Here is a 22,409-nt window from a genome sequence, read left to right on the forward strand (position 1 = left end):
AGCATGATATAAGTGTAAAAGAAGCGGGACATTTGCTTCATATTTTTGAAATCGAGAGTTAGAAGTTGTATCCATAGTGAGAGGATTTGAGTTTGAAATGATAGATAATTTTTGGCGTGATTTACCACGACCATTTTTTGTACTTGCACCAATGGAAGATGTGACGGATGTTGTTTTTCGTCACGTAGTAAGTGAAGCCGGCCGACCGGATGTATTTTTCACAGAGTTTACAAACTCGGATAGCTATTGTCACCCAGAGGGCATGAAAAGTGTGCGTGGCCGTTTGATTTTCACAGAAGATGAACAACCAATGGTGGCACATATTTGGGGGGATAATCCCGAATATTTCCGTCAAATGAGTATTGGTATGGCGGAGCTAGGCTTTAAAGGTATCGATATTAATATGGGTTGCCCTGTACCGAATGTGGCATCGAGAGGGAAAGGCAGTGGCCTTATTCTGCGTCCAGACGTTGCGGCAGAGCTTATTCAAGCAGCAAAAGCGGGCGGACTGCCTGTTAGCGTGAAAACACGACTAGGCTTTAACGATGTAAATGAGTGGGAGGATTGGCTAACGCATATTTTAAAACAGGATATTGCGAACCTTTCTATTCATTTGCGTACAAGAAAGGAAATGAGCCAAGTAGATGCGCATTGGGAGCTAATTCCGGAAATTAAAAAATTACGTGACCGTATTGCACCAAATACGCTACTAACAATCAATGGAGACATTCCTGACCGTCAAACTGGGCAGCAGCTTGCTGAACAATATGGTATTGATGGCGTTATGATCGGGCGAGGTATTTTTAAAAATCCCTTTGCTTTTGAAAAAGAGCCAAAAGAGCATAGCAGTAAAGAGTACCTTGATCTTTTAAGACTGCAGCTTGATCTTCAAGATCAATATGCGGAAGTACTACCACGTTCAATCACAGGGCTTCATCGCTTTTTCAAAATTTATGTCAAAGGCTTCCGTGGAGCTGGTGAATTAAGAAATCAATTGATGAACACGAAATCAACAGATGAAGTGCGTGCATTGCTTGATAACTTTGGAAAAGAATGGGACGAGGACAATGAGATGATGTAACTCTTCAAACGTTATAGAAAAAATGAATTACATCAACTCATATGTACTTACCCTTGCGTTAGCTTACTGAACAGATACAGGAAAGCAACGGCAGTACTGACTGAAAAGAGGGGCAATGAACCCCTCTTTTTTGTTGCCTAATTTACGATGCTAACTTGTCCCTTAGCAACCATTTTCCCATCTTCAAATACACAAAAACGTTACTCCAATTATCTTCGTCCCCGACCCACCAAAATGTTGCATTTTCTTTTGCTGCTACTGATCGGTACAAATCGCCAAGTAAAGGCATATCTCCATGTTCGAAGTTACGAATGATAATCTCTGCTGATGATTGGCTCAAAATAATCCCCCTCTTAGTGTGGGATTTCGCAATTTAGAAGGTTGACTATGCGAGTTCCCCGTATCGATACTATTTATACATTATATATTATAAAATGGTATTATATGTAACGGGGTTATTAGTGTCCCTTAGTATGATTCTTTAAATAACTCTTTCTAAAATAGTTGTTACCCATTGCCCAAAAGGAGAATTAACTATGTACAAACTTATGCTTATTGAGGACGATACTGAATTAAGTGCGCTTATTCAAGAAAACTTGGAGCGCTATGGGTATACTGTTGTACAGCCTGAAGACTTTTTGAATATAGAGGATGAGTTTACGAAAATTAAACCTGATTTAGTTTTATTGGATATTAATTTACCTTATTATGACGGCTATTATTTATGTAGAGCTTTTCGTAAGCAGTCGAATGTGCCAATTTTAATTATTTCTGCTCGTAATCAAGAGCTCGATCAGATTATGGCTATTGAACTTGGGGCTGATGATTATATTACGAAACCATTTACGTTTGACATGCTGCAATCGAAGGTGAAAGCGACGATTAGAAGAGTTTATGGAGAATATGCAGCAAATGGACAAAATCTTACGTGTGCTGGTCAGCTATGTATTAATGCTGATACACTTGTTTTTAACTCAGGGGAAATGAAGTATAAAAAATCATTTTAACTCTACTTTCTAAGAATTGAGGTAATTTTTTCTACTATAAAACATTGCTTTTTCAATAATAATCTTATAGAATGTAGAACGATATAAATGAACGAAATAAATTTCCTTTAATACGGTCCAGAGAGGCTGAAAAGGGCTACGTGATATTTTTAAGCTAACAATATCTTTGTTTTCTCATGCCCTTTTTGTCCTCTGTGACAGAAGGGCTTTTATTTTGCTAATTAATACCTCTTTTAATGGGAGTCCCGTGAGGCTTCAAAAGAGAATGGACAAAATTGTATAATCCATTCCCTCAAATAGGCTAAAAGAGATCTTTATCAACAAGAAACTGGAGGATTGTAAGAATGGATTATCGTAAGAAAACAGTAGTAGCGTCAGTAGCTGGTTTAACGTTGGAAGGGATGGACATTATGTTTATTTCCTTTGCGATGACAATGATTATTTCGGAATTTAACATTGATTTTGCAACGGGTGGATTGATTTCTTCCGTAACGAATATTGGCATGCTGTTAGGCGGGATTATTTTTGGAGTTTTAGCTGATAAGTTTGGACGGGTAAAAGTGTTTACTTACACCGTCTTGTTGTTTGCGCTTGGTACAGCTTTAACTGGATTAGCAACAAATATTGAACAAATTTATATGTATAGATTTATTGCAGGTCTTGGTGCTGGGGGCGAATACGGCATTGGTATGGCGCTTGTTGCCGAGGCTTGGCCGAAGAATAAGCAAGGAAGAGCCTCTTCATATGTTAGTGTAGGTGCTCAATACGGAGTTATTTTAGCAGCGTTACTAAGTGCCGTTATTCTTCCGACTTTAGGATGGAGAGCTTTATTCTTTGTTGGTGTGTTACCTGTCATCTTCGCATTCATTGTGCGAAAAAATCTTGAGGAATCACCAGAGTGGCTGGCTGCTCAGAAAAATAAAAAAATCAACAAGCAACATGAAAAAGGTAAGCTGGTGCAGCTATTTGAAACGCCTCGAACATCAATGACGACAATATCACTAATTGTTATGGCAACAGTTCAAATTGCTGGTTACAATGGCTTAATGATTTGGTTGCCATCTATGTTGCAAAAATCTCAAGGTCTATCCGTTTCAAGCTCGGCACTTTGGACAATTAGTACAGCAGTTGGCATGATTATTGGGATGCTAACATTTGGACGATTTATGGACCGATTTGGTGCAAAGCGTGCATTCGGAATCTTTTTACTTGCCTCTGCATGTGCAGTGTTTTTATACTCCTATGCTACAGGAAGTGTCGCAATTTTATTAGGTGGTGCAATTGTCGGCTTCTTCTCAAATGGCATGTTTGCAGGGTATGGAGCTTTAATTAGCAGCTTCTATCCGGTGCAAATTCGAAGTACAGCAACAAACACGATTTTTAACTTCGGTAGAGCAATTGGAGGATTTTCACCGATCTTTGTCGGCTATATTCTTCAAAGTTATGATATGACGGTCGTAATGATCTATTTAGCAGCCTTATATTGCATTTCCTTTATCGTGATGTTAACTCTAAAAAAAGGGACAAGCGAGGCTTTACAACCAGTTGAAATTAAATAAATCAATTATGCTCAGCGGATGTTTTTTGTACCGAAAGAGAAGCGACAGGTACAGATGTTTGGCCACCGCTGAAAGAAGTTAAAACATGAAAGAACGAATTCCAATTTTAAAAAAAGGGATTCGTTCTTTTTAAATTTATTATTATAATAAACCTTTTGAACGTTTTTCAGCCATTTCTACGAGGCGTTTTGTTATTTCTCCTCCGACTGAACCGTTTGCACGAGAAGAGGCTTCTGGCCCTAATTGTACATTAAATTCTTGTGCGATTTCATATTTCAATTGATTAACGGCTTCATGTACACCGGGAACTAGAAGCTTATTTGAACTACGATTAGCCATTTATCTCACCTCCTTGTGATTAGAATGGTCGAGAGTTAGCTAATCATACATGTTAAAAAATAAAATGCACATTCTAAATACTATAGTAAAGTAACTTTTGGAAAGCTAACTAAAATTGTGAATGTCTCTGCTATAATAAAGGAATGCTTCAATTTCGAGGTTATGATTATTAGAAGCGCTTTTACAGTCAAAATGGAGGTTTTTTTAATGACGAACAATGATATTTTAATTCGTTTAAGATATGCATTAGATATCAAAAATAAAGACATGGTAGAAATTTTTAAGTTAGGCGGCATGGACTTTACGAAGGAAGAAGTATTGAACATGCTTATTAAAGTTAATGATGAGGAAGAAGCACCAGAAGAATACATCAAGTGTAATAATAAAATGGTAGAGGCTTTTCTAAATGGATTTATTACATTTAAACGAGGTCCGCAAAAGTCTAAGTCTGGCCAACCAGAAGGACCACTACCTGTTTCAGGAAAAGAGAGCCCTAATAATATGCTATTAAAGAAAGTGAAGATTGCGTTAGCCTTAACGAGTGAGGAGATGCTTGATATTTTATATGATGGAGGCGTTAGCGTTTCGAAAGGCGAATTAGGTGCCATTTTAAGAAATCCAAGTCATCGTAACTATAAAGAATGTGGCGACCGCTTTGTGAGAAATTTTTTAAGAGGGCTGACAGATAAATATAGAGATTAAAATGGACACCTGATTAGGTCTGAGATGCCGTCAATAGACATCTCTCTTGAAATGTCAAGTTAAAATGTTAGTGAAGAGCCAATAAATGAATGGTGAAAAAGCAGCTGCTATTTTGTAGCTGCTTTTTTCGGGAATTTTATGCGTGAATTTCTCTTTTTAGATAAAAATATTCTGCAAAAATCACATTTTTCTTAGTTGAATCTAGTTGACATTTTGTGACGAAATTGTGTACACTATAAATGACATAAAGTTGTCACAAAGAGGAAAAATAAATGTTCACGAACAGAGGGGTGCTTTTATGTTTGGTTTAAACATTTTATTAGTTGCTATCGCATGTGTTACGATCCCACTTGTTGTTGCTTCAGTGATGTTAGACATTTTTTATGCAGAAAAGAAACAAGTTCGTTTTTCATTACGCCGTACATCTATGTGGTATTCCTGCATGTTTGCTTTATCATTTATACCGTCAGTCTTATACATGACACTAAAATAGAAAATATTTTTAATTTGAATAATCATTTAGGGGTAATTGATTATTTAAAATTATAGTAGCAGCTACAATATTGCATTGTAGCTGTTTTTCATTTCTCTGAAGAGAATTGTGGATGAGCCGAGAAAATTATGTAATATTTACTATTTTACTGTAATAGTAAAATAGTAAATATAAAATAGAAACAGAGCGAAAAGATGAAATTGGAGTTGGAAGTGTCGGCTGGAGCACATGCACAGTATAAAAGCTCAGCTACATTAGAGCAAATGTCAGAAGGCATTCAACAAATTGCCGAGGCTTCTTCAAATGTATCTCAATTATCATCTATTAGCTTACAAAATGTGGAGCTTGGAAATGGAAACATTGAAAAAGTAATTCAACAAATGAATATTATTAATGAATCCGTTCAATTATCCGCAAATGCAATTAAACTAGAGAATCAATCAAATGAAGTATCACTTATTATCAATATGATTCGTGATATTGCTTCACAAACTAATCTACTTGTATTAAATGCTGCGATTGAAGCGGCTAGAGCTGGTGAATCTGGAAAGGGTTTTGCCGTAGTAGCTGAAGAAGTTAGAAAGCTCGCGGAGCAATCAGAAAAATCAGCGAATAGTATATTGGATTTCCAAAATAAATGAGGATACGAGCTTAACGGCGCAAACGATGAATGTTGTAACAGGAAATGTAGGAGATGGTTTACAAGCTGTTGAAGAAGCTGGAAAATCATTTGAAAGTATTCTCCAATCTATTCAGGGCGTAGTATCTCATACCAAATAAGTTTCTGTAACCTCAGAAGAAATGTCCGCATTTTCTGAGGAGATTACAGTAGGCTTTATGGAAACAACGATGCTTGCTAATAAGGCTGCAAAGTCAACAGAAAGTGTTGTAGAGCGTACGATGGAGCAAGAAAGCTACAATCAAGATATCCTTCATTCTATTTTAAAACTGAACAAAATGGTAGAAGAACTGGAAAAATCCGTTTCAAAGTTTGATGTAGACGCTAAAAACACAGATATTTCCCACAGAAATTATGAATGAAAAGATAATCGTTAGAATAAAATTTCTATTAACATGGATGAAATAAACCTATCGATTATCTTTTTGAAGGTGGGATATGGATGAAAACCTTTTTTCTTGTATTTCTAGGAATGACCTATTTATTACTAGCAAAGTTAGTCGAAGCGGCTATCTTTAGCAACGTCTATTTTTTTATTGGTTTAGGAGTATTAATAGCAGGAATTATTCGATATGTTAAAGAACGATATATCTATAACAATAGATTAAATGAAATGAAAGAGGCAAGTGAGGAGGAGCTTATGGCTATCCCTCATACGCATTGCATCATGTCCAATGATTGTTTAAATGCTTTATTACTAAATGAACCTACAAATACACTTTTTCTCGTAAGTAGAGAAGATTTAGAAGATGATTTGATTAAAAAAGAAATCTCATTCAATAAAATATATGAAGTTGCTATAGTAGAGGACGAAATGTATATTGCTAGGACTAGCAATAGTTTAATAAGTGGTTCATTACTTGGTGAAGATCTGGATATAGAAGAAGAGGAATCCGATGATGAGGACCCTGAGGATAACACTGTATCTCAATTGACGTTAAAAATTGTAGCTGATAACTTATCTAATCCCATTCTAGAATATGTTTTTCTAGATAACGGTGAGCCTATATCAAGAGAAGAGGATGAGTATCAAGAAGCGTTAGAGTTATGTGAGGAATGGTTTCAGAAGATCAGTGTTATTATCAAACGTTATGAGCTTGAAAGGGTACCAATTAGACAGTGGCAATAAACTAATATGTAGTAAAGAAAGCTATCTCGAGCGTAATGGCGAGATAGCTTTTTTAGAATGATATTTTAAACGCTCAGGTAGTGAACCGAAGTGAACCGGTATCTTCTCGAAGTGCTCGAGTGAGCCAGAGAAGTGATCCGTTATCCCCCCAAACTGCTCGGTGTACTAAAGAAATCTCCGTTAGAAACCCAAAACGTTCACGTTCTCCAAATTAAGAATCCGTACTTTAAATTTTAAATTGCTGTAATTGAATATTTAGCTCTTCGGCCATACCAGCGAGTTGATTTGCACTCCTTGAAATTTCCTCCATAGTAGCGGCAGTTTCCTCTACAGTTGCTGTTGTTTGTTCTACACCAGCTGCAGACTCTTGAGAAATAGAAGCCATTTCATCAACAGAGACATTGATAGACTCGGAATTTTGAGCAACTTTATTTAAATTGCCTGAAATGGTATTTATGTTAAGAATCATTTCTTCAACGGCTTCCGAAATTTGGTCAAATGTTTCATTTGTTTGATTTAGTTGGGCGTTTCCTCTTTTTACTTCCTCATAGCCGGATTGCAGAGCGGTTGTTACATTGCCAGTTTCTCCTTGAATACGGTTGACGATTGTTGAAATATCAGTGACAGAGAATTGTACTTGTTCTGCAAGCTTACGAACTTCATCGGCTACAACTGCAAAACCTTTACCATGCTCTCCTGCACGAGCTGCTTCGATGGCAGCGTTTAAGGCAAGTAAATTTGTTTGATTTGAAATATCATCAATGACAGAAACAAGCTTGGAAATTTCAGCAGACTGCACATTTAAGCCTTCAACTTTTTTCACTGAATTTAACACAATCTCATTAATAGCTGCCATTTGTTGTGTTGATTGTTTCATTAAATCTTTACCAGTTGTTGTTAGTTCTTGTACATGACTTGAATGTTCTTTTAATTTAATGCCTTCTTGTGTTGTTTCATGAATACTGCGCTGGAAAGAAGACATTGTTCCGGCTAAATCACCTGCTGTAGATGCTTGTGTTTCTGTGCCAGAGGCTAGCTCCTGCATAGTCACGGTAATTTGTTCTGTACCTGATTGTACTTCATTCGAAGATTGGGCCAGCTCTTCGCTACTAGCTGCTACTGTTTCAGAAACGGTATAGATTGAGCTAATCGTTTGTTTTAATTTTTCATTCATTTCATTGGCGGAAAGCATTAATTGGCCAATCTCATCACGATGAGTTATTGGAAGTGGCTCATGTTGCAAATTGCCATCTGCTAATTCGCTCATGCGCTTTGAGACAATCTTAATAGGCTTAGAAATATTGCCAGCAGTGACAATGGCGATTAGGATACCTGCAATTGTTAATACAATGCTAACAATCAGTCCAACTGTTTTATTGTTTAAACTTGTTGATACTACGTCATCGCCTACCTTAGTAATGGCATCCGAGCGTTTATTGGCTAATTCTTCATAACCAACACGAACTTCGATTACAAGATTATTCATAGCTGTTAAATTTTTTAAGGCTAATTCTCTATCACCTTTTTTATAAACATCGAATACTTCGGTGTTAACGCGATTGCTCCATGTACGTGCCATTTCTACTAGCGCATCACGCTCAGATGTATTTTCGTATTTCTCTACAATACCGTTATTTTCCTCTGCGATTTTACGATATTCATTAAAAGTTTCTATGTATTTTTCATCACCAGATACAACATAACTTAAAGCTGCAGAGAGACGAACACTCATAGACATTGCTAAATTTTTACTTGCCGTTAAGACTTGTAAATCTTCTTTTACTAGACTTTCTGCTTGTTTTTCCATCTTATTATTAGAAATATAAGAATAGGCTGTAAAACAAACAACTAATACTAATAAAAGAAGAAATGCACTTAATATTCGAGCTTTAAGTGTTTTAAACTGAAAAATACCTTTCATCTTTTCCCACCCTTTGCTAAATGGTCTCTAAAATATAATTGTTATAGTACAAATATTATTTTATAACTAAATCTTTATATAAATAAGCCCTTTTAATGGAAAAGTGAAAAATAGTTTTTTAGTACAATAATTATTTGGTGTTAATGGGGTAAGTAGTTAAAAATATATTGTCTTATGTGCAATTGTGAAGTTTTTTTTATATTTTTATGTATTTTTTCCTACTTAAGAAAAAGCACTTGCTGCACAAGTGCACCAAGCGCTCTAAATATATCTTCATTCAGTTGGTGTTTGGACACCCACTGAAAAGAAAACGCATCTTCTTTTAGCCAAGTCGTAATTGATTATTGTTGTTTTGCTTTTTTAGCTAGTCGTTCCCATTGTAGTAATGATGGATATGGATCAAATGCCCATTCTGTACGTCCATTGAACTTATATATGCCATAGTGAAGATGAGGCGGGAATTTTCCGGACGTTCCTTCTTTACCGTAGCCAGAACTACCAACATAACCGAGAACAGTTCCAGGCTCGACAAAGTCGCCTACTTTAATCTTCTTATTATAACTACCGAGATGGGCATAATAATGATAGGAGTTATGATTATCTCGAATTCCTATACGCCAACCACCAAATTGGTTCCAGCCCTTTATTTCCACTACTCCATAAGAGGTAGAAAGTACGGGAGTACCATAGCTAGCGAAAATATCTGTTCCTTCATGAATACGGCGTCCACCCCAGCCCCTATTGGCGCCCCATGTACTCTTATAGCTGTAATCGTAATTAGTAGGTATTGGGAATGTGTGGGCATCAAGCTCAGTTGTTTTGAAATGACTATACATTTTGGAAATGGCGAAGATTTGATTTACGGCCTGTTCACTTCCGTAATACTCCCATAGAGCTAATTTAAAATCCTCATCAGTTGTTCCAAATTTGCTTAAAAATGTAGCCATGGAGAATATGATATCGACATCATCCTTTGGGCTGGCAACTCCGTCACTGTTGCCATCTAGTCCCATCCCGCCAAAGTAACTAATTGTATCTGGGCGAGTATCATCTCGAACAGGATTTAAAGCACCTGACCAATATTCATCAGAAAATTGAATGGCAATGATACCATCCCGTTTCGGAATATCTTTACGAACGGATTGTAAATTTCGTTCATATTGGTCGATGGCTGCTAAGAAATGCCATGGGATAAGTAATTCATCAAATTGTACGTAATAGGCCATACGTTGTTGCACAATTTCTTCTTGGGTGGGTTCTTCTTTTGCTAAAGCAACAGAGGGGAGAGTAAAGCTCCATAAAACCATCCATGATAAAAGGAATATAAAATGGCGATTCAATAATGGACCTCCTTTCTAACGTTAGAATAACCGAATTTTTTATCTTCATTCAGCACTTTTTGTGGGAAAACAAAGCGGTAGAAATGAGCAATTTTTGTAAAAAAAACATCAGGTATAACAATTAATGTTTCGATTTATCACTGAAATTTGGAAGTAACATTTTTGAAAAATAAGTTGATAGGAGTAGAGGCTGGTCGACTCCTTGGGAATTAGCAATAGAGGAACGAAGGCTAAAACCATCACGTCCTGTGATAACGCCTTCGTGACCAACATCCTGTTGCCCCAAGCGGCTCATCGGACGCCCCAGGAAGCTTTGCTCTGTGCGAAAGCGAAGCGACAGCAACAAATGTTTTAACTGTGCGAAAGCGAAGCGACAGCAACAAATGTTTTAACTGTGCGAAAGCGAAGCGACAGCAACAACAAAGCGCCCAGCCGGAACGGAAATCAACCCTACGTTATGGGGAAGAGCCATAAATCATTTTATTTGGCGTATAAATTCCTGTTATTCAGAGGAAAAAATTATAGGCAATAAGAAGAAACTTTAACAAAGAAAAAGTATTGGGTATCATAATGCGATTTCCTTCATACTATGTTATAAATCAAGCCCTGAATGGAGGGAAGGCTATCAACATTTTAGATAAAGTGAAAAGCTATCGCGAAGAAGAAAATCGGCTAAAGTGGGAAGGTACATTTGCAGATTACTTAAACATCATCAAGGAAAGACCTGAAGTTGCTCAAACAGCCCATTCACGCGTCTACAATATGATAAAAAATGCTGGTGTAGAGGAACGCGATGGGCAAAAAATGTATGAATTTTTTGGGCAAGAAATTTTTGGGCTTGAAACAGCAATTGAAAGACTGGTGGAGGAATATTTCCATCCAGCAGCGCGAAGATTGGATGTTAGAAAACGTATTTTGTTATTAATGGGACCAGTAAGTGGTGGTAAATCAACAATAGTGACCTTGTTGAAACGTGGACTCGAGCATTTTTCGAGAACAGATGAAGGTGCAGTTTTCGCAATTAAGGGATGTCCAATGCATGAGGATCCTCTACATTTAATTCCACATCATTTGCGTAATGATTTTTATGAGGAGTATGGTATACGAATTGAAGGAAGCTTATCGCCTTTAAATACGATGCGTCTTGAAAAAGAGTACGATGGACGTATTGAAAATGTGATGATTGAACGTATTACTTTTTCTGAAGACAAACGTGTGGGCATAGGAACATTTACGCCATCAGATCCAAAATCACAGGATATTGCAGATTTAACAGGTAGTATTGATTTCTCAACAATCGGAGAATTTGGTTCAGAATCTGACCCTCGTGCTTATCGCTTTGACGGTGAGTTAAATAAGGCAAATAGAGGTATGATGGAGTTCCAAGAAATGTTAAAGCTCGATGAAAAATTCTTGTGGAATTTATTATCTTTAACACAGGAAGGTAATTTTAAGGCGGGTCGATTTGCATTAATTAGTGCAGATGAGTTAATTGTTGCGCATACAAACGAAACGGAGTATCGTTCATTTATTTCAAATAAAAAGAATGAGGCGTTACATTCACGTATTATTGTCATGCCGATTCCGTATAACTTAAAAGTTAGTCAGGAAGAATTGATTTACCAAAAAATGATTAAAGAAAGCGATATGTCACATGTTCATATTGCGCCGCATGCATTGAAGGCCGCAGCAATCTTTTCGGTTCTAACAAGACTGGAAGTACCGAAAAAACAAGGTGTGGATCTTATTAAAAAAATGCGACTGTACGACGGAGAAAATGTGGAGGGATTTAATTCCGTTGACTTAGAGGAGCTTAAAAAAGAGTTTCCGAACGAAGGCATGAACGGTATTGATCCACGATATATTATTAATCGTATTTCTTCTGCTATTATCCGAAAGGAGATACCATCTATTAATGCGTTAGATGTTCTGCGTGCACTAAAGGATGGGCTTGACCAGCACGCTTCCATTTCTCAGGAAGATCGAGAAAAATATATGAACTATATTGCAGTTGCTCGAAGAGAGTATGATGAAATTGCCAAGAATGAAGTGCAAAAAGCATTCGTTTATTCGTATGAAGAGTCTGCAAAAACATTGATGAATAATTACCTCGATAATGTAGAGGCGTTTTGTAATAAAAATAAAATTTTCGATCCATTGACTGGTGAGGAAATGAATCCTGATGAAAAATTAATGCGCTCTATTGAAGAGCAAATAGGCATTTCAGAAAATGCGAAAAAAGCTTTCCGTGAGGAGATATTAATTCGTATTTCTGCTTATGCTCGAAAAGGAAAGCGTTTTGACTATAATTCTCATGAAAGATTACGAGAAGCAATACAGAAGAAACTATTTGCGGATCTTAAGGATGTTGTGAAAATTACAACATCTTCAAAAATGCCGGATGAATCACAGCTGAAGAAGATTAATGAGGTTGTGGCAAGACTTGTTGATGAGCATGGCTATAATACAACATCTGCTAATGAATTATTGCAGTATGTAGGTAGTCTGTTAAATCGTTAGTGGTTTGACCTATTCAGTGGAAACTATAAGACTATTGATAGGAATGAATAGGAGTGTCCCATTTTAGGGCACTCCTTTTATCTTCATTTAAGTTCAAGAAAGCGAATGACTAGCATAGTATAGAAAAAGCGAATTTGATAGATGGGTGAGGATAAAAATGACTGAAAACGAAAATAAACGTTTTGCCATTTCTCAGGAAAATTGGTCCCTCCATCGTAAAGGGCACCAGGACCAGCAACGGCATATGGAAAAAGTAAAAGATGCTATTAAGAATAATTTACCCGATTTAGTTAGTGAAGAAAGTATTGTCATGTCCAATGGTCGCGAGGTCATTAAAATACCTATACGGTCACTTGATGAATATAAAATTCGATATAACTATGATAACTCCAAGCATGTTGGGCAAGGTCAAGGAGACAGTAATGTAGGTGATGTAATTGCGCGTGATCCCGGCAGAGGCAATCAGGCTAATGGTAAAGGAAAAGAAGCTGGTGACAAGCCGGGCCAGGATTATTATGAAGCTGAAGTAAGCATTGAAGAGATTCAAAATGTGTTATTTCACGAGCTTGAGCTACCAAACCTACAGCAGAAAGAAAAAGCGGATATTAAGACGGAAAACATTGAGTTTAATGATATTCGGAAAAAAGGTTTAATGGGAAATGTCGATAAAAAGCGTACAATCCTTAATGCGCTAAAGCGTAATGCTATGCAAGGAAAACCAGAAATTACGCCGATTCATAATGATGATCTGCGTTTTAAAACGTGGGATGAAGTGGAAAAACCTGAATCGAAGGCAGTGGTCCTTGCCATGATGGATACAAGTGGCTCGATGGGTTCCTTCGAAAAATATTGCGCAAGGAGCTTCTTCTTTTGGATGACAAAATTTTTGCGCTCTAAGTATGAAACAGTGGAAATAGAATTTATTGCGCATCATACCGAGGCGAAAGTAGTAACAGAAGAGGAGTTTTTCACAAAGGGAGAAAGCGGTGGAACGATTTGTTCATCTGCCTATATAAAGGCATTGGAACTAATTCGGGAAAAGTATAATCCTGCTCGCTATAATATTTATCCAGTACATTTTTCAGATGGTGAAAATATATCAATGGATAATGAAAAGTGCTTGAAGCTAGTGGGAGAGTTAATGGATGTATCGAGCATGTTTGGATATGGTGAAGTCAATCAGCATAACCGTTTCTCTACACTAATGTACACGTATAAAAAAATAGATGACCCTAAATTTAGATATCATATTTTGAGAAAAAAAGGCGATGTGTACGATGCCTTAAAGAGCTTTTTCAAAAAAAATGAATCTTAAATCATGTTCAAAGGAGGGGGCGGAAAAGTGGAGATGAACGAGCTTGAACGAGCAATTGATGAAATTACAGAAATTGCCTCAAGCTTTGGCTTAGATTTCTTTCCAATGCGCTATGAAATTTGTCCGGCAGATATTATTTATACATTTGGCGCATATGGTATGCCTACTCGATTTTCACATTGGAGCTTCGGTAAACAATTCCACAAAATGAAGCTTCAATATGATTTAGGGCTAAGTCAAATCTATGAGCTAGTGATTAACTCTAACCCATGTTATGCATTTTTACTTGATACAAATACGTTAACACAAAATAAATTGATCATTGCGCATGTATTGGCGCACTGCGATTTCTTTAAAAATAATGTACGCTTCTCCAATACTAGAAGAGATATGGTGGAGAGTATGACTGCAACAGCCGAACGGATAGCTGGCTATGAAAGAGAATATGGAAAGGAAGAGGTCGAGCAATTTTTAGATGCAGTTTTAGCGATTCAGGAGCATATCGATCCTTCCCTGTTACGACCAAAATTGTCTTGGAATACGGAGGATGAATTTGAAGAGGAAATGTCTCAAGCAAAATCACCGTATGATGATCTATGGCGTATAGACGATAAGGAAAAAGAGTATAAATCGGTAAGGCGAAAAATAAAGCACTTCCCGCCAAAGCCAGAAAAAGATTTATTGCTATTTTTAGAGGAGCATAGTCGAGAGCTCGAGGACTGGCAGCGAGATATATTAACGATGATGCGTGAGGAAATGCTTTATTTTTGGCCACAATTAGAGACGAAAATAATGAATGAGGGCTGGGCTTCCTTTTGGCATCAACGCATCATGCGTGAGCTTAAGCTAACGACAGCGGAAACGATTGAGTATGCGAAATTAAATGCAGGTGTTGTGCAGCCTTCAAAAACAACCATTAATCCTTATTACCTTGGTGTGAAAATATTTGAGGATATTGAAGAGCGCTATAATCATCCAACGGAAGAGATGAGAAAGCTAGGTGTTCAGCCAAACTCAGGTCGAGAGAAAATGTTTGAGGTTAGAGAGATAGAATCGGATATATCCTTTATCCGTAACTATTTGACAAAGGATTTAGCAAAACGAGAAGATCTTTATTTGTTCCAGAAAAAGGGCAATGAATACCGTATTACTGATAAGGAGCATGAAATGGTACGAGATCAGCTCGTATCGATGCGTGTAAACGGAGGATTCCCATATATCGTCGTTAAAAATGGAGATTACCTTCGTAATGGAGAGCTCTATTTAGTGCATGGCTATGAGGGAATGGAGCTTGATCCACGCTACTTAGAAAACGTTTTGCCTTATATTTATCAGCTATGGGGTCGTCCTGTTCATCTAGAAACATATGTGGATGGAAAGCCAATGCTTTATTCATATGATGGTACAAAAAATTATAAACGCAATGTGTGAGGCGAAAATCCTTTGTGGATAATAAAACAAAAAACTTCTATCTGTCGGTATGAAATATTCCTATAGATAGAAGTTTTTTACAGTTCGGAATGACGGTGCATCGCCATAATTTTGGGTTGATTTCCGTTCCAACTGGGCGCTTTGTTGTTGCTGTCGCTACAGAAAACATTTGCTGACGCTTCGCTTTTGCACAGAGCAAAGCTTCCTGGGGATGTTCAATAATCCCAATAAACTTTAGTCGTTGTTATTTTCATCTAACGATGGAGAGGACTCATTTTCATCTTCACTACTTTCACTATGATTCGAAGATGAATGGATATCGCTGTCGATAACTCTGCTATCTCTTACTTTTATTCCTTGTTGTCCGCCAGCTTCATCATTATCGTCACCAGCAATACCGCTTCTGCCGTTTCCATCAGCGAATTGGGAGTTTATATTTCTAGTACTACCGTTTATGGCATTTTGACCGCCTTGGTTGGCATTAGTACCTACATCCTTATTGATTTGTCCTCCACCTTCAGCCCTTTGTTCAAAATGGATTTCTTTATTGCCAATATTAATAGTAAGATGGATAGTAATATGTTTTTTGGATGGATCCTTTGAATGTTCATTATCAGGCATAATTTTCACCTCCTTCATTTTAGCATTACTATTAAGATATTAATTTTTCTCTATCTTACTTGTTCATGTAGCCCTAATATGTATAAATAATGTGAGGGGATGGAGACTGAAAAACTGTTCCTTACCGTAAAATTTGATAAAATGAATAGGATTTGAATATAAGAAGAACTGGAACGGTGAATCAACGTTGAGAACATTTAAAAAAGTTTATATAGAAATAACGAGTGTCTGTAATTTAGCATGTAGCTTTTGTCCTCCAACTGCTCGTGCAAAGGGACTTATTAAAGTAGAGCAATTTAATAAAATATTGGATGAAATACGTCCTCATACGAAATATATTTATTTGCATGTAAAAGGGGAGCCGCTATTACACCCACGTATTGATCAGCTACTTGACGCAGCACATGAGAAAGGTTTTAAAGTTAACATTACAACGAACGGTACACTGATTAAAAAGAATTGGGAAAAGATACTAGGGAAACCAGCCTTACGCCAAATCAATTTTTCTTTGCATAGTTTCGACGGTCATGAGGGATCGGAAAATCGTGAGAAATATTTAGGGGATATATTAGATTTTGTGCGTGCTTCGAGAGACTATAAGACGATTATTTCATATCGTTTATGGAATTTACAAAAAGATAGTGTAACAGATATAGCGGCACGGAGAAATCGTGAAACGCTCGAAATTCTAGAAAATGAATATAATCTTGATTATCGCATCGAAGAAAAAGTGCAGCCTGGTAAAGGTGTAAAGATTGCTAATAATATTTATTTAAATCAGGATCATGAATTCAAGTGGCCAAGCTTACTAGAGCCGGAGGATGAAGGTAAAGGTTTTTGCCATGCACTGCGAAGCCAAGCCGCTATTTTAGTGGATGGTACAGTAGTGCCTTGCTGTCTTGATGGTGAGGGCGTTATTAATTTGGGGAATGTGAATGAGAAATCCTTCACAGACATCGTTCAAGGGGAACGTGCAAATAATATTGTCGACGGATTTTCACGTAGAGAAGCAGTAGAAGAGCTATGCAGAAAATGTGGCTATCGTCAAAAGTTTGGAATGTAATAGAAAGATCCATTTGGTTGTAGACTAAATGGATTTTTTATATGGTTAATGGCATGCCATCATGATAGAACAGGCTTCTCACCAAAGTTAAAAATAATTTGCGGCTAGCCGTCAAACAGCTCCAACGTCATTGACTATTGGAGCTGTTTTTCTTTGATTGTGAATCAATAGTATCTAAAAAATCCTTCGTAATGCGTACTACGTATTTCACTTCGTCTAAATTGCGCTCCCTTAATACTGATCGATGTATGTCAAGCACAAGGTTCTTTTCTTCAATATCAGTAACACCAGATAATTTTTGAAAATTAAAAAGCTCCTCAGGGGCAATATCTAATGCTTTCATCAACGTTTCTAAAGTACTTAATGTGATATTAGACTGTCCGTGTTCAATGTTTGAGATTCGTCCTTTACTAAAACCGAGTTTCCCCGTTTTTTCTGCTACTTCTTCCTGACTAAGCCCCTTTGATACCCTAATAATACGGAGTTGTTCGCCTACTAGCTTTAAAAAGTCTGACATATGATTCACCTCTATGTAAAAAGCTAGTGAAAAACATTAAAAATGCCTATACCATTATAGTGGTATAATAGAGATAATGTTACATTAAAATGGTACAATGGTTGATAGTAAGTTTTTATTGAGAGAAAAGCCTTATGTAAAACGGTGTTGATGATTCTTCAGTAGCTTGTTTTAGGATATAACTAATTAAGTTAAGGATTGGAGGATTTAGGCATGGTAAAGCGTTATCGATTAGATGAAGTTGCTAAAATAGAAGAGGGGAAAATAGTACCGAAGAAAAAGTTTTTTTCAAACGTCGGAGTACCCCTAATTACAGCAGAAAATTTAAAAAAGTTAATGCTACATGGTGATATTGAACGATTACCAAAAGTTAATATTACATTTAAAAAACATTTTAAGTGTGCACCAGTACCAGCTAAAACCATCATTCTTACTAAAGCTAATTTGAAGGAAACAAATAAATATATTTATCAATGCGAAACTGAAATATGTATTGCAAATGATCTCGTCGCTATTATTCCAAATGAAACAATTATTTTAAGTGATTATTTATTACACTTTCTCAGATGGTATCAAATTAATAAAGAATGGCATCATTTGTACCATATATCTATAGATATCCCAATGTTAGCTATCCAACAGAAAATGGTGCAAATTTTAAATAAGATTCAGCTTTTGTTAAAGAATAAAGAGTCTTTAATGACAGCAGTAGATGGGCTACACCAGCATAATTATTCGACGCAAATAGAAAATCACTCGAAAAGTCTACATCAAGGGTTTAATCAAGCGCAGTATCTATACGATGATATGCTACATAAAATTTTCAAGGGTGATTAACTAAGATTACTGTCTTTATGGGATAAAATGAAATTAGTCGGTGTAAAGGCAAAAAACTTTCACACCGACTTTTATCAATTATGCCTCTGCATAATTGTACCTGTCGCTACGCTTTCGGTACAAAAGACATCTGTAGCTGCCGCTTTGCTTTTGCTACAAAAGACATCTGAACCTGTCACTACGCTTTCGCTACAAAAGACATTTTCTGAGTTAAATTTCGATAATTATAGGTAAAATCATTGGTTTTCTTTTTGTTTGTGTAAATAGATATTGACCGACAGCTCTTTTGATTTCTCTTTTTATGACATGGATTGGCTGCTTATTTTCTTCTTGAAGCTCATTTACCGTTTCTTTAACGAGAATATTTACTTTCGTTAAAAGCTCCTCAAAGTCTTTGGCATAAACAAAGCCTCGCGAAATTGTATCTGGTTCTGAAATAAAGCCACCATCTATTTTATTAAGTGTTATAACGATAACAAGCATACCGTCTTCTGACAGCTGTTTGCGATCTCGTAAAACAATTCCTTCGACTTCGCCGATACCGATGCCGTCGACATACGTATCACCTGAAGGGATTTTACGTGTTTGCCTAGCCATTGCATTTTCAATATCAACAACATCCCCATTTTTCATAATAAACGTATGCCCTCTTTTGACACCAACGGACTCAGCTAACAAACGGTGCTGATGTAACATGCGGAATTCACCATGAATCGGAATGAAAAATTTGGGCTTCATTAGCGTCAGCATTAGTTTTAAATCTTCCTGGTAGCCATGACCTGAAACGTGCATACCTGTATGACTAGACGAACCATAAATAACTTTCGCACCTAGCTGGAACAAATTATCGACGATCCGTGAAACACCCTTTTCATTCCCTGGAATAGGGGATGAAGCTAAAATAACTGTGTCATCAGGTAAAATTTTCACTTCACGATGATTTCCATTTGCTAAGCGAGAGAGTGCAGCTAATGGCTCACCCTGACTACCCGTACATAATACAACAACTTCTTCGGGTGGGAGGTATTTCACCTCACGTGCATCTATTAACATATCCTCTGGAATGGTTAAATAGCCTCGCTCAAGCGCAACATCTACAACATTCACCATACTCCGCCCAAGTAATGCAAGCTTTCTATTTGTAGTAATCGTTGCATCTACAATTTGCTGTATGCGATTAACATTAGAAGCGAAAGTAGAGATAACAATTTTACGCTCGGCATGTAAAAATGCATCTTCAATATGACCACCGACAAGCTTCTCTGAAGGAGTTAAACCAGGTCGTTCTGCATTCGTACTTTCAGAGATAAGTACTAGTACACCTTCTGATCCTATCTCAGACATTTTATGAATATCTGCAAATTGATTATTGACAGGCGTTAAATCAAATTTAAAGTCGCCTGTGTGTACTACATTTCCTTCAGGTGTATTCATAACGATTCCTAAGCAATCAGGTATACTATGGTTTGTTCTAAAGAAACTAACATCAACTTGTCCGAAATTTAATGATGAATCGGAACGAATTTCTATTAATTCTGTCTCTCTTAAAAGCTTATGTTCTTTCAGCTTTAGCTCGATTAAACCAAGAGTAAAACGTGTTGCATAAATAGGGACATTTATTTTTTTTAACAGATAAGGGATACCGCCGATATGATCCTCATGTCCATGTGTCACAATTAATGCTTTTATTTTCTCTTTATTTTCCAGTAGGTACGTAATATCAGGAATTATTAAATCAATACCTAGTAGGCTTTCGTCTGGAAATTTAGCGCCGCAGTCGATAATTAAAATATCATTCCCATACTGTACTACATACATATTTTTGCCAATCTCATTAATGCCACCTAAGGCGAAAATCGATAATGTATTGTCTTTTGTGGACAAGCATATCCCCTCCTAATTTTTCTTTATGTTCCTTTAATGAAAATTCAGCATTAGTAGTATAGCTTTAAGCGTTTCATCCTATACGAAAAGACAATTTGAGATTAAGCATTAATATTAGATTTTCATGAAGAATAGAATAGAGGAACGTATAGAATAAAGGGGATGTGACTGGTTGTCGAATTACTTACAGCATGCGATGTTTGAACATAAGTTTTGGTTAAGGATACTGAAAGATCATTCTCAATTTATTCATGATTCCTTGTATCCATCGGAAACAGAGGATATAAAAAGAGCGAGTTCATTTATTCTTCAATTTTCTCAGCTGCTAGCCTATGTTAATTCGGTAGATGCCAATAATGCGGTTTCTTTCTCACTTACAGTCGATGAAGCTGTAGAACAATTAAAGCAATTCAAATTTTATTTGCTTAGAAAGCAATTAACGGGAAATATTAATATTCATCTACCACCTACCTTTTTTAATCACATGGTGAATGAACTAGAGGAATATCAAAATGTACTTAGCTATCTAAAGAAGGGGGAAGCTCCACCAATCTTTCATGAGCTACATCATCACTTAGTTTGGCTTTTAGATGCGTCAGGACATGCAGGTATCATTCATGACGATTTGGATGGTGTAGAAAGAAGATTGAGGCAAAAAAGTACTACCTTTGCTCAACATTTTGAAGAATTTTATTTAAAAGCAGTAGAGCTTACAGGATATTTGCGTTCAAATATAGACTCATTCCCCGCATTAACTCGCTTTAATCATGATGTGGATATAGAAATGGAATTATTCAAAACTTTTTTACGGGAGTTAGAGGAGATGGAGTTAAGTGCAGAAGTATTAGGAACATTTACAGCTCTAATGGCGGATCATATGCTAAGGGAGGAGCAATACTATTTATCGAAGCTTGCACAATCTAGAGGTGAAGGTTAATTTCACTAAAGAGGTCTCTTTAGCAAAGTGAGAGTTTTTTGTTCACGAAGGCGTTATCACAGGACGTGATGGTTTTAGCCTTATATTGCTGATCTCCAAGGAGTCGCCCAGCCTTCACTCCAATCAACCACTTCACATAGTTCTGGCACGTCACCCTAGGCATAAGTGAGGGCAATCTGAGGTTTTCAGGTTGCCTTTTTTATTCCGATAAATCAGCATAATGTACTGATAAAATTGGAAAACATTCCGATAAATCCACATAATGTTCCGATAAAACTAAAAAACATTCCGATAAAATCTTAGGAATGTTTTTAGTCTGAATTATAATGATGATTGCAAGCGCCTAACTTAAATGAAAGTTTTTTAAGGATGAATAAAAACGCCAGTACCGATTGGGACAATGCTTGCAAGCTCTTCAACATCCTTATTATGCATACGAATACAGCCCCTTGAAACGGCATGACCGATAGAGCTAGGATCATTCGTTCCATGAATACCATAGTGCTCTTTCGATAAACTCATCCACATTGTCCCAAACGGACCACCAGGATTTGGCGCCTTATTAATGATTATAAAATCGCCAGTAGGTGTACCATGTAGCATCCTTCCAACCGCAATTGGGTATTGCTTTTGAAGAATATTATCTTTATATAACCGTAGCCATCGATTTTCAGTAGAAATATCTATTCTATAAGGAATAGTATTTGGATTAGGAAATCCAGGTATAACAATTTGTTGTCCTAAATAAAGTACATTCGGATCTAACCCAGGATTAGCAGCCATTATGGACGATATCGGTGTGCGATAATTTCTAGCTATTTGAGCCAAAGTTTCGCCTGCTTTAACTGTATGAATCAAATTTATCACCTCCAATAAATTAAGGCTCATCTCCAAAAGTTGGGGATGATATTTGTTAAAACGAATGTCGTGTCGAAAGCGTCAAGTCAGAACGAAAATCAATCCACGCTATGGTGATGTGCCTAAAATAATTACATTAATACAGGTTATGCTGTAGATATAGAAAATACCTGTAA

The 22,409-nt window shown here is 36.7% G+C and carries 22 protein-coding genes and 1 pseudogene; 14 read left to right on the top strand and 9 right to left on the bottom strand.

The genetic code is table 11. The annotated features are described in order from the left end of the window. Nucleotides 1-97: 97 nt before the first annotated feature. Nucleotides 98-1,081, top strand: coding sequence for a tRNA dihydrouridine synthase (locus tag ACYQ73_RS22720; RefSeq protein WP_460014525.1), 984 nt, complete (start codon nucleotides 98-100; stop codon nucleotides 1,079-1,081). Nucleotides 1,082-1,221: 140 nt separating this feature from the next. On the opposite strand, the pseudogene ACYQ73_RS22725 reads toward ACYQ73_RS22720, so the two are convergent. Continuing rightward, nucleotides 1,222-1,370 (bottom strand): annotated as a pseudogene (locus tag ACYQ73_RS22725) (GNAT family N-acetyltransferase); the annotation flags it as partial. 247 nt (nucleotides 1,371-1,617) lie between these two features. On the opposite strand from ACYQ73_RS22725, the gene ACYQ73_RS22730 reads away from it, so the two are divergent. Together ACYQ73_RS22730 and ACYQ73_RS22735 are read left to right on the top strand one after the other, a co-directional pair. Beyond that, nucleotides 1,618-2,088, top strand: coding sequence for a response regulator (locus ACYQ73_RS22730; RefSeq protein WP_460014526.1), 471 nt, complete (start codon nucleotides 1,618-1,620; stop codon nucleotides 2,086-2,088). Between the two features lie 344 nt (nucleotides 2,089-2,432). Beyond that, nucleotides 2,433-3,647 (top strand): MFS transporter, encoded by a 1,215-nt coding sequence (locus ACYQ73_RS22735; RefSeq protein ID WP_460014527.1) that lies wholly within the window; start codon nucleotides 2,433-2,435, stop codon nucleotides 3,645-3,647. Nucleotides 3,648-3,788: 141 nt separating this feature from the next. Here ACYQ73_RS22735 and ACYQ73_RS22740 read toward each other — a convergent pair whose 3' ends face one another. Further along, complete coding sequence (locus tag ACYQ73_RS22740; RefSeq protein WP_053483023.1) at nucleotides 3,789-3,986, bottom strand: alpha/beta-type small acid-soluble spore protein; 198 nt, start codon at nucleotides 3,984-3,986, stop codon at nucleotides 3,789-3,791. A 207-nt stretch (nucleotides 3,987-4,193) separates the two neighbouring features. Here ACYQ73_RS22740 and ACYQ73_RS22745 point away from each other — a divergent pair, with 207 nt between their 5' ends. The 5 genes from ACYQ73_RS22745 (at nucleotide 4,194) to ACYQ73_RS22765 (ending at nucleotide 6,989) form a co-directional block, all read left to right on the top strand. Then, nucleotides 4,194-4,688 (top strand): YehS family protein, encoded by a 495-nt coding sequence (locus ACYQ73_RS22745; protein ID WP_460014528.1) that lies wholly within the window; start codon nucleotides 4,194-4,196, stop codon nucleotides 4,686-4,688. 298 nt (nucleotides 4,689-4,986) lie between these two features. Next, on the top strand, nucleotides 4,987-5,181 hold the full coding sequence (locus ACYQ73_RS22750) for a hypothetical protein (RefSeq protein WP_460014529.1): 195 nt from the start codon (nucleotides 4,987-4,989) through the stop codon (nucleotides 5,179-5,181). 194 nt (nucleotides 5,182-5,375) lie between these two features. After that, on the top strand, nucleotides 5,376-5,822 hold the full coding sequence (locus ACYQ73_RS22755) for a methyl-accepting chemotaxis protein (RefSeq protein WP_460014530.1): 447 nt from the start codon (nucleotides 5,376-5,378) through the stop codon (nucleotides 5,820-5,822). A 160-nt stretch (nucleotides 5,823-5,982) separates the two neighbouring features. Continuing rightward, complete coding sequence (locus ACYQ73_RS22760) at nucleotides 5,983-6,222, top strand: hypothetical protein (protein WP_460014531.1); 240 nt, start codon at nucleotides 5,983-5,985, stop codon at nucleotides 6,220-6,222. Nucleotides 6,223-6,302: 80 nt separating this feature from the next. Beyond that, on the top strand, nucleotides 6,303-6,989 hold the full coding sequence (locus ACYQ73_RS22765; RefSeq protein ID WP_460014532.1) for a hypothetical protein: 687 nt from the start codon (nucleotides 6,303-6,305) through the stop codon (nucleotides 6,987-6,989). 226 nt (nucleotides 6,990-7,215) lie between these two features. On the opposite strand, the gene ACYQ73_RS22770 is transcribed toward ACYQ73_RS22765, so the two are convergent. From ACYQ73_RS22770 to ACYQ73_RS22780, 3 genes are all read right to left on the bottom strand, one after another. Further along, nucleotides 7,216-8,910, bottom strand: coding sequence for a methyl-accepting chemotaxis protein (locus tag ACYQ73_RS22770; protein WP_460014533.1), 1,695 nt, complete (start codon nucleotides 8,908-8,910; stop codon nucleotides 7,216-7,218). 341 nt (nucleotides 8,911-9,251) lie between these two features. After that, a complete protein-coding gene (locus ACYQ73_RS22775) occupies nucleotides 9,252-10,250 on the bottom strand; it encodes a M23 family metallopeptidase (protein ID WP_460014534.1) in 999 nt (332 codons plus the stop codon). Nucleotides 10,251-10,371: 121 nt separating this feature from the next. Next, nucleotides 10,372-10,545: a hypothetical protein gene (locus ACYQ73_RS22780; protein ID WP_460014535.1), complete on the bottom strand. Its 174-nt coding sequence runs from the start codon at nucleotides 10,543-10,545 to the stop codon at nucleotides 10,372-10,374. A gap of 329 nt (nucleotides 10,546-10,874) precedes the next feature. Here ACYQ73_RS22780 and ACYQ73_RS22785 point away from each other — a divergent pair, with 329 nt between their 5' ends. The 3 genes from ACYQ73_RS22785 (at nucleotide 10,875) to ACYQ73_RS22795 (ending at nucleotide 15,516) form a co-directional block, all read left to right on the top strand. Beyond that, nucleotides 10,875-12,770: a PrkA family serine protein kinase gene (locus ACYQ73_RS22785; protein WP_460014591.1), complete on the top strand. Its 1,896-nt coding sequence runs from the start codon at nucleotides 10,875-10,877 to the stop codon at nucleotides 12,768-12,770. Between the two features lie 157 nt (nucleotides 12,771-12,927). Beyond that, the gene (gene yhbH, locus ACYQ73_RS22790; RefSeq protein WP_460014536.1) at nucleotides 12,928-14,085 is read left to right on the top strand and encodes a sporulation protein YhbH; all 1,158 of its coding nucleotides are present in this window, start codon (nucleotides 12,928-12,930) and stop codon (nucleotides 14,083-14,085) included. 33 nt (nucleotides 14,086-14,118) lie between these two features. After that, the gene (locus tag ACYQ73_RS22795) at nucleotides 14,119-15,516 is read left to right on the top strand and encodes a SpoVR family protein (protein ID WP_460014592.1); all 1,398 of its coding nucleotides are present in this window, start codon (nucleotides 14,119-14,121) and stop codon (nucleotides 15,514-15,516) included. 234 nt (nucleotides 15,517-15,750) lie between these two features. On the opposite strand, the gene ACYQ73_RS22800 is transcribed toward ACYQ73_RS22795, so the two are convergent. After that, nucleotides 15,751-16,137, bottom strand: a complete 387-nt coding sequence (locus ACYQ73_RS22800) for a hypothetical protein (RefSeq protein WP_460014537.1) — start codon at nucleotides 16,135-16,137, stop codon at nucleotides 15,751-15,753. A gap of 187 nt (nucleotides 16,138-16,324) precedes the next feature. Between ACYQ73_RS22800 and ACYQ73_RS22805 the strand changes: the two genes are divergently transcribed. After that, nucleotides 16,325-17,200: a radical SAM/SPASM domain-containing protein gene (locus ACYQ73_RS22805; RefSeq protein ID WP_460014538.1), complete on the top strand. Its 876-nt coding sequence runs from the start codon at nucleotides 16,325-16,327 to the stop codon at nucleotides 17,198-17,200. A gap of 127 nt (nucleotides 17,201-17,327) precedes the next feature. On the opposite strand, the gene ACYQ73_RS22810 is transcribed toward ACYQ73_RS22805, so the two are convergent. Further along, nucleotides 17,328-17,717, bottom strand: coding sequence for a helix-turn-helix domain-containing protein (locus tag ACYQ73_RS22810; protein ID WP_142510121.1), 390 nt, complete (start codon nucleotides 17,715-17,717; stop codon nucleotides 17,328-17,330). Nucleotides 17,718-17,930: 213 nt separating this feature from the next. On the opposite strand from ACYQ73_RS22810, the gene ACYQ73_RS22815 reads away from it, so the two are divergent. Then, a complete protein-coding gene (locus ACYQ73_RS22815; protein WP_460014539.1) occupies nucleotides 17,931-18,554 on the top strand; it encodes a restriction endonuclease subunit S in 624 nt (207 codons plus the stop codon). A 210-nt stretch (nucleotides 18,555-18,764) separates the two neighbouring features. Here the strand turns inward: ACYQ73_RS22815 and ACYQ73_RS22820 are convergent, their stop codons facing one another. Beyond that, nucleotides 18,765-20,438: a ribonuclease J gene (locus ACYQ73_RS22820; RefSeq protein WP_460014540.1), complete on the bottom strand. Its 1,674-nt coding sequence runs from the start codon at nucleotides 20,436-20,438 to the stop codon at nucleotides 18,765-18,767. 172 nt (nucleotides 20,439-20,610) lie between these two features. On the opposite strand from ACYQ73_RS22820, the gene ACYQ73_RS22825 reads away from it, so the two are divergent. Continuing rightward, the gene (locus ACYQ73_RS22825) at nucleotides 20,611-21,375 is read left to right on the top strand and encodes a DUF2935 domain-containing protein (protein WP_460014541.1); all 765 of its coding nucleotides are present in this window, start codon (nucleotides 20,611-20,613) and stop codon (nucleotides 21,373-21,375) included. Between the two features lie 363 nt (nucleotides 21,376-21,738). Here the strand turns inward: ACYQ73_RS22825 and ACYQ73_RS22830 are convergent, their stop codons facing one another. Next, nucleotides 21,739-22,233, bottom strand: a complete 495-nt coding sequence (locus ACYQ73_RS22830; protein WP_460014542.1) for a L,D-transpeptidase family protein — start codon at nucleotides 22,231-22,233, stop codon at nucleotides 21,739-21,741. Between the last annotated feature and the right edge of the window lie 176 nt (nucleotides 22,234-22,409).

This window comes from Lysinibacillus sp. CTST325 (genome assembly GCF_054665055.1).